Source organism: Streptomyces sp. TRM64462 (assembly GCF_013362995.1).
In the GTDB taxonomy this organism is placed as follows: domain Bacteria; phylum Actinomycetota; class Actinomycetes; order Streptomycetales; family Streptomycetaceae; genus Streptomyces.
Genome location: NZ_JABWDV010000274.1, coordinates 1 through 10,637 on the forward strand (window position 1 = coordinate 1; position 10,637 = coordinate 10,637).

Below are 10,637 nucleotides of genomic sequence, written 5' to 3' on the forward strand. Positions count from 1 at the left end.
GCACCAGACCCGGCCCGACACACCGCCGACGACAACAGCCCCCGCGAACGCACCCCCGAACAGGTCCGGGCCCGTATGACCGCCTACCGCGACGGCTGGGCCCGCGGCGGCGGCCGGACGCCCGGACCCGCACACCGCCCCGACACACCGCACGCCACCGAAGGAGACGAAGGATGATCGAGCACGAGAGGCCGGCCGCACGGCGGCGCCACGCCTCCGGCGGCCTCGACTGGCTGCTGGACGACCTCGCCTCACGCGTGCACGACGTGCGCCACGCCGTCGTCCTCTCCAACGACGGCCTGCCCGTGGGCGCCTCCAGCGAACTCGGCCGCGCCGACGCCGAGCACCTGGCCGCCGTGGCCTCCGGCTTCCACAGCCTCGCCAAGGGAACCGGCCGCCACTTCGGCGCCGGCGGCGTCCGCCAGACGATGGTCGAGATGGACGAAGCGTTTCTCTTCGTCGTCTCCGCCGGCGACGGGTCCTGCCTCGCCGTCCTGAGCGCGGCGTCCGCCGACATCGGACTCATCGCATACGAGATGGCCCGCCTCGTCAAACGCGTCGGCGAGCACCTCCACACCCCGCCCCGCTCGCCCGAGCTCCACGCCGCCACACCACACGCGGCCGGCTGACGGAAGGCGGCACGGCACCATGATCCCGCGGAACAGCGACACCGACCCACCGGGTGCCCGGCGCGCAGGAAGCAGCCGCTGGTACGACGCCGAAGCCGGCCCCCTCGTACGGCCCTACGCCATGACGGGCGGCCGCACCCGGCCAGGGCCCCACGCCGTCCGGTTCGACCTCATCGCCCTTGTCACCGCGGTCGACGAGCCCGGCCCGCACGACCCACCGGACACGTCCGACGAAACCCTCCTCGGCCCCGAACACCGCACCCTTCTCGCGCTCTGCCGAGCCGACACCCAGTCGGTCGCGGACCTCGCGGCCGAAGCCGATCTGCCGGTCGGCGTCATCCGCGTCCTCCTGGGCGACCTCATCGAAGCCGGCCACGTCCTCGTCACGCGGCCCGTACCGGCCGCACAGCTGCCCGACGAACAGCTCCTGAGAGAAGTGATCAATGGCCTCCGTGCCCTCTGACACCGACACCCTGGCCCTGAAGATCCTCGTGGCCGGCGGCTTCGGCGTCGGCAAGACGACGCTCGTCGGAGCCGTCAGCGAGATCCGGCCGCTGCGCACCGAGGAACAGCTCACCGAGGCCGGCCGGACGGTCGACGACACCGGGGGAGTGGACCGCAAGACGACCACGACCGTGGCCATGGACTTCGGCCGCATCACCATCCGCTCGGGCCTGTCGCTCTACCTGTTCGGCACACCCGGCCAGGACCGCTTCTGGTTCCTCTGGGACGAGCTGGCCCAAGGCGCCCTGGGAGCGGTCGTCCTCGCCGACACGCGGCGCCTCCAGGACAGCTTCCCCGCCGTCGACTACTTCGAGCACCGCCGCATCCCGTTCGTCGTCGCCGTCAACTGCTTCCCCGGAGAGCGCGCGTACGGCGCGCACGACGTCGCCGCCGCCCTCGACCTCGACCGTGGCACCCCCGTCGTCCTGTGCGACGCCCGCGACCGCGACTCCGGCAAGGAGGTGCTGATCCGCCTCGTCGAACACGCCGGCCGGGTCCACACGGCCCGCCTCCTCGACTCGGTCTCCTCCTGAGCCCTGTCCGGGGGCGTGCTTGCCCCGCCCACATCCGTGGGTAAGGCTTACGCCGATACGGGGAAACGGGGACATACGAAAACGGGGAGGACCGAGCATGGCGCTCGACAAGGAACTCGACTGGCTCCTGGACGACCTGACCAAGCGTGTGGCACACATACGGCACGCCCTCGTGCTGTCGAACGACGGACTGGTGACGGCCGCCAGCAGCGGACTCGCCAGGGAGGACGCCGACCATCTCGCCGCCGTCTCCTCGGGCCTGCACAGCCTCGCCCGGGGCGCCGGCCGTCACTTCAAGGTCGGGCAGGCCCGCCAGACGATGGTCGAGTTCGACGACGCGTTGCTCTTCGTGACCGCCGCCGGCGAAGGCAGCTGCCTGTGCGTGCTGGCGTCCGCCGACGCGGACGTCGGCCATGTCGCCTACGAGATGACACTGCTCGTCAACCGGGTCGGCGAACACCTCGCGGTCGCCGCACGCCGGCCTTCCGCCCGGCACACGCCGTAGGCCGCGCATCGACCGCCCCGCCGGTTTTCCACAGGCCGAGCGGACACGGCACCCCCGGCGCTACCTTCGTCACAGAAAGTAGTCGTACGGAACGGGGGAGGCCGCCATGACGGTCGAACACACCACGCGCACCCTGGCCCAGGGACGGGCCGCACAGGAACTCGCCCTGCGAAGGACCGAGTTCGAACTCGCGGTCCAGCTCGGCCACGTCCGCACCGTGCCCGCCACCACCGGCGGCCGCCGACGGGTCCCGCAGGAGGAGATCGACCGCCTGCGCGCGGAGCCGGACTTCCCGGGCGGACTGCACGACCGCGTCCGCACGGTCGGCACCGCCCAGGCCGCCGAACTCGCCCGGATCAGCGGCGACCGGTTCACCCGGCTCGCCAGAACCGGGCACTTCACTCCGGTCTCCTACTACCTCAACCGGTATCGCGCCGTCGTCTGGCTCTACCTCGCCTGCGAGGTGCGGGACGCGGCGGCCCGCCACCGGGAGCTGCTCACCGGCCGGATGCCGGACGCCCTGCGGGACCTGCTGCGCACCGGCCACGACGCCCGCCCGCGCGCCTGGCGCGACCGGCGCCTCCAGCTCCTCGTCCGGCAGGCGGACGGCCCGTGGGCGCGCGCGGCCGCTATCGCCTCGTTCCTCGACCCGGGCCAACTGGCCGAAGTAGTGGCCGACCCGTACGAGCGGACGCACCTGGAGCTGCTGCGCCCCGCACCACCACCCGGCCATCCACAGTCGGCCGCCGCCCGCGACATCGCCGACCGGCTGCTCCGCGCCGCCGACCCGGACGAGATCCTCAGCTTCCGGACCCGCCTCACCGAGGCCCTGCGCCAGGCCAGAGCGGCCGCCCCGGCGCCCCGCCCCGAGCCGGCCGCACGACCACCGGCCACGGACATCCCGGTCGCGGCGTCTTCTGCGGAGACCGGCACCCCGTGCACCGGGCGCCGAGTCGCGCCCCGGCGCCGCACGGGACTTCTGGCACGGCTCGGCCTGCGGCGGACACGCGCGGGCTGACGGCAGTGCTCAGGAACCGGCGCGCGGAACGACCGTCGACGGCCGGGGCCACCCGGTGCGCGTCCGTCATGACGACCAGGTAGTTGCGCCGCGCGTACGGCCCCCCCGTGTGGTGCGCGGGGTGCGGGTGGTGGGCGGGGCGGGCAGCATGGGCGTATGTTGCTGGCTCGACTTGCCGATGTGTCCGAGCAGGTTGCCGCGACGGCGGCCCGGTCGCGCAAGATCGGTGTGCTGGCCGATCTGTTCGGCGGGACGCCGCCCGAAGAGGTGCCGCTGGTCATCGCCTATCTGGCCGGGCGCCTCCCGCAGGGGCGCATCGGCATCGGCTGGAGCACGCTCAGACATCAGGTTCCGCCTGCCGACCGCGCCACGCTCACCGTCACGGGCACCGATGACGCCCTCACCGCGCTCGCGCGGCTCGCCGGGCCGGGTTCCCAGGCCGCGCGGCAGCGCCAGGTGCGGGACCTGATGGCCGCCGCCACCGCGCCCGAGCAGCGGTTCCTGCTCCGCCTCCTCACGGGCGAGGTCCGGCAGGGCGCCCTCGACGCCATCGCACTCGAAGGCGTCGCGGCGGCCGCCGGCGCGCCCGCCGCCGACGTCCGCAGGGCGGTCATGCTCGACGGCTCACTGCCGCGTGTCGCCCAGGCCGTGCTCGCGGAGGGACCGGCCGCTCTCCAGCGGTTCAGACTGCGCGTCGGCACGCCCGTCCAGCCGATGCTCGCCCACACAGCGAAGAGCGTCGCCGACGCGCTCGCCACCCTCGGGCCGTGCGCCGTCGAGGAGAAGCTCGACGGCATCCGCGTCCAGGTCCATCGCTCGGGTGACGACATCCGGATCTACACCCGGTCCCTCGACGACATCACCGACCGCCTCCCCGAGGTCGGCGAGGCGGCCCGCCGGCTGGAGGGCGACGCGTTCATCCTGGACGGCGAGGTCATCGCACTCGACGCGGAGGGCCGCCCGGTGGCGTTCCAGGACACCGCGTCGCGTGTCGGCTCACGCGTCGACGTGGCCGCGGCGGCGGCAGCTCGCCCGGTGTCGCCGGTGTTCTTCGACGTACTCGCCGCCGACGGCGCCGTACTCCTCGACCTGCCCGGACATGAACGGCACAGGGCCCTCGCCCGCCTCGTCCCCGAACCGTTGCGCGTACGCCGTACCGTCGTCACCGATCCCGCCGACCCCGCGCAGCGCGAGCGAGCCGAGACGTTCTTCGCCGACACGCTGCGCCGCGGCCACGAAGGCGTCCTCGTCAAGGCCCTCGACGCCGCCTACAGCGCGGGCCGTCGCGGCCGCTCCTGGCTCAAGGTCAAGCCCGTCCACACCCTCGACCTCGTCGTGCTCGCCGCCGAATGGGGCCACGGCCGCCGCACCGGCCTGCTGTCCAACCTCCACCTGGGCGCCCGCACGGCCGACGGCGGCTTCGTCATGCTCGGCAAGACCTTCAAGGGCCTGACCGACACCATGCTCGCCTGGCAGACCGACCGCCTTCGCGAACTGGCCGTCGGCGACGACGGCTTCACCGTCCACGTACGCCCCGAACTCGTCGTCGAGATCGCATACGACGGCCTCCAGCGCTCCACGCGCTACCCGGCCGGGATCACCCTGCGCTTCGCCCGTGTCGTACGCCACCGCCCCGACAAACCCGCGGACCAGGCCGACACCGTCGAACAGATCCTGGCCGGCACCCCTCACTCCCGCATCGTGTAGCGGTGCCGCGCCCACAGCGGCAGCACGAACCACGCCACCAGATACCAGGCCGTGACCCCGCCCACGAGCCACGGCACGAACGGGTCGTCCGTCGCGACCCGCAGCACCAGGAACAGCGCCGAGATCATCGTCGCCAGCAGCAGGAGGAGCCCCAGGAACGTCAGCCGCGACGCCCACGACACGGTCTGCGGCTTGATGCGCCGCCCCGAGACGATCCGGTGGAACGACACCGGCCCGATCAGTGCCCCGGTAGCCGCCGCGGCGAGCACGATCGTCGTGATGTACACGGACCTGTCCGCCCGGGACAGTTCCACGAAGCGCGGCGTGAAGACCACCGTCAGCAGAAAGCCGAAAAGGATCTGCACACCCGTCTGCGCGACACGGATCTCCTGGACGAGCTCGCCCCACTGACGGTCGGCCCGTTCCTCAGGTGTCTCGTGCCGCCCCCGCCACAAGCCCACCTCTTCGGCCGCCCCCGGACCGGAACCGGATCCTCTCGCCCCGGAGCCCGCACCACCCCCGGAACCAGACGCCCCCGCACCGGAGCCCCCGGCCCCCGCGCCCGGTCCGCCGCCGTGCTTCCGTCTCGGCATACCGGCCTCCCGCAGTCCGTCCCACTCACCTTCGTAACCCGCCCCGCCTCACCCAGCCACCCGACCCGCGCGCCCCCGCACCTCAGCCACCGGCCACCACCGGCCCGCCGATACGCCCACGCTGATACGCCCGCACTGATACGCCCACCCCGATACGGCACCCGAAGGAAGCCCCCGGGTGTCGCGCCCTGGCAACGCGCCCCGCCGCGCCCACGCGCCCATGCTCGTACGCACACCCCGCACCGAACACCCGCACCACAGCCCCCCGCACACCAAGCCCCGCACGCCAAGCCCCACACTCCACACCCTGCGCCGAACGGGCGGCGTCTCCTGGGAACGGAACGGAGGAGCGACATGACCCGCGCCGCGGTCTTCGACGTCGACGGCACCCTCGCCGACACCAACCACCTCCATGTGACCACCTGGTGGGAGGCCTTCCGGCAGGCCGGCCACCACGTACCGATGCACGCCGTGCACCGGGCGATCGGCCTCGGCTCCGAGGACCTGATCGAGCACGTCCTCGGCCCCGACCGCGACCGGAGCCGCGACGCCGCCCTCAGCGCCGCGCACACCACCCTCTACGGGACGTACTCCGACCGGCTGCCCGCCTTCCGCGACGCGGGGAAGCTCCTGCGGACGCTGGCCGCCCGCGGCTGGACCGTCGTCCTCGCCACGTCCGCCGCGGAGGCGGAGCTCTCGGCGCTGCGCCGCGCCATCGACGCGGACGACGCCATCAGCGCCACCGCCGGCGCGGCCGACGTCGAGGAGGGCAAGCCCGCCCCCGACCCGGTCCGCCTGGCGCTGGAACGGGCCGGCACCTCCGCCGACCGCTCCGTCTTCGTCGGCGACACGGTGTGGGACATGAAGGCGGGCACCCGGGCCGGCGTGACCTGCGTCGGCCTGCTGTGCGGGGGCGTCCCCCGCGCGGACCTCACCGCCGCCGGAGCGGCCGCGCTCTACGCCGACCCCGCCGACCTGCTGGCCCGCCTCGACAGCAGCCCCTTCGGCGCCACCTCGCCCCCGGCGTGATCCTCGTCCCGGGCGTGATCCTCGTCCCGGGCGTCGTCCTCGCCACGGGCACCGTCCTGATGGACCCGCGGCGTCACTTCCCGAGTTCCCGCTCGAGTTCCGCCTTGTTCATGGACGAGCGGCCGTGGACGTTCCGCCGCTTCGCCTCCTCGTACAGCTGGTCGTACGTCAGGCCCTGGGAGCCGCTGTGCGAGCGCTGCCCGCCGCGCTTGGACGACGACGTGTCCTGTGTGGACGTCTTGCTGGCCTTCTTGGACTCGCCGCTGCGGGCACGTTCCTTGTTCACCGTCCGCGCGGCGATCTCCTTGGCGCGCCGCTCGCTCTCACCGCGTTCCCTCGCGCTCTCCTTGATGTGTTCGTACTGCCGTTCACGCTTGGAGCTCGATCCTGCCGGCATGGCGCTTCCTCCTTGTGTCCGGTCCTTCTCACCCCGTACCAGGCACCCACTGCTCCAAACGCACCCGCCATCCGTCGGATCGCGGCGGCCCGGAGTGGCAGGACGGTGCCGTTCATGGCGCTATGGGGGTACGGGGAGAGACGAAGACCGGACCGACCTGGAGAGCGCCATGGCGAGCGACCGTACGAAGAACCACCCCGCCGACTGCGATGTCACCGTCCAGCTCAGCGAATGCGGCCGCACCGACGCCGAGGCGGTCTTCGACGCGCTCGACCACGTCTTCGAGGGCTGCGAGGACGTCGCCCCGGCGCCGCTGCCCGCCGCGGGACCCGAACCCACCGTGTGGACGGCCACCTTCGACAGCTCGGCCCACTCGGGAGAACCGGTCGGGCCTCCGCGCATCAGCGCGCCTCTCGAAGCCACGCTGACCGGCGACCACCACGCCGTCGCCGAGGTGGAGAAGGCCCTCGCCCAGCTCTTCGAGGTCCGCTCGACCCAGTCGGTGCCCGGCGAACACGAGAAGGAGGCCCGCCTCCTTCTCGCCCCCCGCTGACTCAAGCGGACGCCGCCGCTCCGCACCCCACCGCCCACTGAACCCTCCCTCCCCCCTCCACCCCGCTATACACCCCATGTATACACTCTATGTAGAGTGCAGCTCCCGGCCCTTCGGCAAGGGCCCTTCCGACCACCCCGAAAGGGAGCTGCACCATGCCCGCGCGCCTCCGCACGCCCGAGACCGGCACGAGCAAGCGCCGCCGTGAGCCCCGCGGCCGCACCGCCCTCGCGGCCGCCACCGCCACCGCCCTGTGCGCCACCCTCGCCCTGACGCTCACCGGCTGCTCCGTCGACACCGTCGCCCCCGCCGACGCCAGGAGCGCGGCCGCGAGCGACACCAAGGCGGCCGAAGGCGACATCAACAACGACGCGAAAAGCGGCGCCAAGGGTGAGCAGCGGCGCCCGGTCGACTGCCGCGAGGCCAAGTGCATAGCCCTGACCTTCGACGCGGGCCCTGGCAAGGACACCCCGAAGCTCCTCGACATCCTCAAGGAGAAACAGGTCCCGGCGACCTTCTTCCTCCTCGGCCACAAGCACGTCGACCGCTATCCCGACGTCGTACGCCGCATCGCCGCCGAAGGCCACGAGGTCGCCAACCACACCTGGACCCACCGCATCCTGACCGACATCGAGCCCGACGAGATACGCCGGGAGCTCAGCCGCACCCAGGACGCCATCGAACGGCTCACCGGCCGCAAGCCCACCCTGATGCGCCCTCCGCAGGGCCGCACCGACGACACCGTCTCCGAGATCAGCCGTGAACTCGGCCTCTCCCAGGTCCTGTGGAGCGTCACCGCCAAGGACTACTCGACCACCGACTCGGCACTCATACGGAAGCGCACCCTCGACGGCGCCGACAAGGACGGCATCATCCTGCTCCACGACATCTACGACGGCACCGTTCCCGCCGTCCCCGGCATCATCGACGAGCTGAAGAAGCGCGGCTTCACCTTCGTCACCGTGCCGCAGCTCCTCGCCCCCGCCGAGCCGCAGCCGGGCACCGTCTACCGGCCGTGAACCACTGGCCCCAGGAGGTACGCTCCAGTCGCCGATCCCCGCACAGGCAGGAGACATCCGTGAAGCCGGCCCCGTACCCCGCCGCCGACGACCGCTACGCCACCATGGAGTACCAGCGCTGCGGCCGCAGCGGTGTGCTGCTGCCCAAGGTGTCCCTCGGCCTGTGGCACAACTTCGGCGACACCACCCCGCTGGCGACCCAGCGGGCCCTACTCCGCCGCGCCTTCGACCGGGGCATCACCCACTTCGACCTCGCCAACAACTACGGCCCGCCGTACGGCAGCGCCGAGGCGAACTTCGGCACGCTCTTCGCCCAGGACTTCCGCCCCTACCGCGACGAGATGTTCATCGCCACCAAGGCGGGATTCGACATGTGGCCGGGCCCGTACGGCGAGTGGGGCTCCCGCAAGCATCTGCTGGCGAGCCTCGACCAGTCCCTGTCCCGCATGGGCCTCGACCACGTCGACGTGTTCTACTCGCACCGCCCCGACCCCGAGACCCCCATCGAGGAGACGGTCGGGGCGCTCGACACGGCCGTACGGCAGGGCAAGGCCCTCTACGTGGGTCTCTCCAACTACAGCCCCGAGCAGATGCGGCGCGCGGCCGCCGTGCTGAAGGAACTGGGTACGCCCCTGCTCATCAACCAGCACGCCTACAACATGCTCGACCGCACCATCGAGGACAACGGCCTCATCGCCGCGTCCGCCGAGGTGGGCGCGGGCGTCATCGCCTACTCGCCGCTCGCCCAGGGTCAGCTGACGGACCGTTACCTCGACGGAGTGCCCGCCGATTCCCGCATGGCCATCGGCCACTTCCTCAAGCGCGACGCGCTCACCGACGACAAGCTCACGCTGCTGCGCGCGCTGAACAAGTTCGCCGGCGACCGCGGGCAGACCCTCGCGCAGCTCGCGCTCGCCTGGGTCCTGCGCGACCCGCGCGTCACCTCCATGCTCGTCGGCGCGAGCAGCGTCGCCCAGCTCGACCAGAACCTGGGCCTCCTGGACGCCGCCCCGTTCGACGCGGCCGAGGTGGCCGAGCTCGACCGCCTGCTCGGCTGAGCACCAGGCACCGCCACCGCGCCCGCGACCGCCACCGCGGCGGCATCCGCATCGCATCACCAGGGGCCTGGGCCGGAAGACGGCCCAGGCCCCGCGGGGGCCTCCGCTCCGCCCCCTCCGGCATCTGCCGCGGGCGCCGTGCCGGGGGCATCCTGGATACGTGGAGCCGCGCACGGCTCGGCCGGCTCCGCGGAGCGGAGGTGAGGCACCATGTCCGCCGGAGACAAGGTCCTGCTGGTCGACGACCACGAGGACAACCTGTTCGCCCTGCGCAGCGCCCTCTCCCCGCTCGGCTACCCCCTTGAGTCGGCCACCAGCGGGGACGCCGCCCTCAAGGCCGTCCTGCGCGGCGGCGTCGCCGTGACCGTCCTGGACGTGGTCATGCCCGGCGTGAGCGGCCTCGACGTCCTGCGCTACATGCAGCACCTGGAGCAGACCCGCCGGATCCCCGTCATCCTGGTGACCGGCATGGGCGTCGACGCCGAGCTGTCCCGTACGGCGCTGAGCCTCGGCGCGGCCGACCTCCTGGTCAAACCCATCGACCCCTGGGCGCTGTGCATCAAGGTCCGCTACCTGCACCGCTTCGCCCACCACGAACCGGAGCCCACCACCCCCACGCCCCCTCCGGCCCCAGCGGGCCGCCCTTAGCCGCGCCTAGCCGCCGTGCCCGCCGGTGTGGGCGAGCGCGCTGGGCGTACGACAGCCGACGATCGCAGGCGCCTCCTGGACGAGCGCGTCGTCGGTGAGCGCCTCCACCATGAACAGAGCGAAGTCCACGCGGCGCGTCAGATCGCTGGCCAGCACCGGGTCGCCCACGTGCCGGCTCCACACGGGCAGGCCCTGGCTCTCGCCCTCCTCCAGGGTGCTGCCACGCACCACGGTCCACCGGGTGTCGCTGGCGAACACACGGCGGCAAGCCTCCACCTGGTCGTCGATCTCGACGGCGCGGACGAGCTTGCCCAGCACGGCGGCGACCCGGACGGCCGCCCGGAACGTCCGCGAGTACGTGTCTTTGCCGTCGCGGGTGATGTGCCAGCCGCAGGAGAAGACCAGGCGCGCACCCGGCCGTGCGTGGTCGAGCACCGCCTGCGC

13 protein-coding genes and 1 pseudogene are annotated in these 10,637 nt (G+C 72.7%); 11 read left to right on the forward strand and 3 right to left on the reverse strand.

What is annotated here, in order from left to right; translation table 11 throughout:
* Window positions 1-173 precede the first annotated feature (173 nt).
* From HTZ82_RS12965 to HTZ82_RS12990, 6 genes are all read left to right on the forward strand, one after another.
* Window positions 174-629 (forward strand): roadblock/LC7 domain-containing protein, encoded by a 456-nt coding sequence (locus HTZ82_RS12965; protein ID WP_175409503.1) that lies wholly within the window; start codon window positions 174-176, stop codon window positions 627-629.
* A gap of 19 nt (window positions 630-648) precedes the next feature.
* Complete coding sequence (locus HTZ82_RS12970; RefSeq protein ID WP_175409504.1) at window positions 649-1,092, forward strand: DUF742 domain-containing protein; 444 nt, start codon at window positions 649-651, stop codon at window positions 1,090-1,092.
* A complete protein-coding gene (locus HTZ82_RS12975) occupies window positions 1,073-1,666 on the forward strand; it encodes an ATP/GTP-binding protein (RefSeq protein ID WP_175409505.1) in 594 nt (197 codons plus the stop codon). The genes HTZ82_RS12970 and HTZ82_RS12975 overlap by 20 nt, the downstream gene beginning before the upstream one ends.
* Window positions 1,667-1,763: 97 nt before the next feature.
* On the forward strand, window positions 1,764-2,171 hold the full coding sequence (locus HTZ82_RS12980) for a roadblock/LC7 domain-containing protein (protein WP_175409506.1): 408 nt from the start codon (window positions 1,764-1,766) through the stop codon (window positions 2,169-2,171).
* 106 nt (window positions 2,172-2,277) lie between these two features.
* Window positions 2,278-3,189, forward strand: coding sequence for a DUF6397 family protein (locus HTZ82_RS12985; protein ID WP_175409507.1), 912 nt, complete (start codon window positions 2,278-2,280; stop codon window positions 3,187-3,189).
* Window positions 3,190-3,345: 156 nt separating this feature from the next.
* Window positions 3,346-4,896 (forward strand): ATP-dependent DNA ligase, encoded by a 1,551-nt coding sequence (locus HTZ82_RS12990; RefSeq protein WP_175409508.1) that lies wholly within the window; start codon window positions 3,346-3,348, stop codon window positions 4,894-4,896.
* Here HTZ82_RS12990 and HTZ82_RS12995 read toward each other — a convergent pair.
* On the reverse strand, window positions 4,878-5,357 hold the full coding sequence (locus HTZ82_RS12995) for a DUF6328 family protein (RefSeq protein WP_175409509.1): 480 nt from the start codon (window positions 5,355-5,357) through the stop codon (window positions 4,878-4,880). The genes HTZ82_RS12990 and HTZ82_RS12995 overlap by 19 nt on opposite strands.
* 486 nt (window positions 5,358-5,843) lie before the next feature.
* Here HTZ82_RS12995 and HTZ82_RS13000 point away from each other — a divergent pair, with 486 nt between their 5' ends.
* A complete protein-coding gene (locus HTZ82_RS13000; protein WP_175409510.1) occupies window positions 5,844-6,518 on the forward strand; it encodes an HAD family hydrolase in 675 nt (224 codons plus the stop codon).
* A 73-nt stretch (window positions 6,519-6,591) separates the two neighbouring features.
* On the opposite strand, the gene HTZ82_RS13005 is transcribed toward HTZ82_RS13000, so the two are convergent.
* Window positions 6,592-6,915 (reverse strand): plasmid stabilization protein, encoded by a 324-nt coding sequence (locus HTZ82_RS13005; RefSeq protein WP_175409511.1) that lies wholly within the window; start codon window positions 6,913-6,915, stop codon window positions 6,592-6,594.
* Between the two features lie 169 nt (window positions 6,916-7,084).
* On the opposite strand from HTZ82_RS13005, the gene HTZ82_RS13010 reads away from it, so the two are divergent.
* The 4 genes from HTZ82_RS13010 to HTZ82_RS13025 all read left to right on the forward strand — a co-directional run bounded on the left by HTZ82_RS13010 (window position 7,085) and on the right by HTZ82_RS13025 (window position 10,193).
* Window positions 7,085-7,468 (forward strand): hypothetical protein, encoded by a 384-nt coding sequence (locus tag HTZ82_RS13010; protein WP_175409512.1) that lies wholly within the window; start codon window positions 7,085-7,087, stop codon window positions 7,466-7,468.
* A gap of 155 nt (window positions 7,469-7,623) precedes the next feature.
* Entirely contained in the window at window positions 7,624-8,487 is an 864-nt protein-coding gene (locus HTZ82_RS13015; RefSeq protein WP_175409513.1) for a polysaccharide deacetylase family protein, read from the forward strand.
* Between the two features lie 104 nt (window positions 8,488-8,591).
* On the forward strand, window positions 8,592-9,545 hold the full coding sequence (locus tag HTZ82_RS13020; protein ID WP_175409515.1) for an aldo/keto reductase: 954 nt from the start codon (window positions 8,592-8,594) through the stop codon (window positions 9,543-9,545).
* A gap of 210 nt (window positions 9,546-9,755) precedes the next feature.
* The gene (locus tag HTZ82_RS13025; RefSeq protein ID WP_175409514.1) at window positions 9,756-10,193 is read left to right on the forward strand and encodes a response regulator; all 438 of its coding nucleotides are present in this window, start codon (window positions 9,756-9,758) and stop codon (window positions 10,191-10,193) included.
* 6 nt (window positions 10,194-10,199) lie between these two features.
* Here HTZ82_RS13025 and HTZ82_RS13030 read toward each other — a convergent pair.
* Window positions 10,200-10,637: pseudogene (locus HTZ82_RS13030) on the reverse strand (NAD(P)-dependent oxidoreductase); the annotation flags it as partial.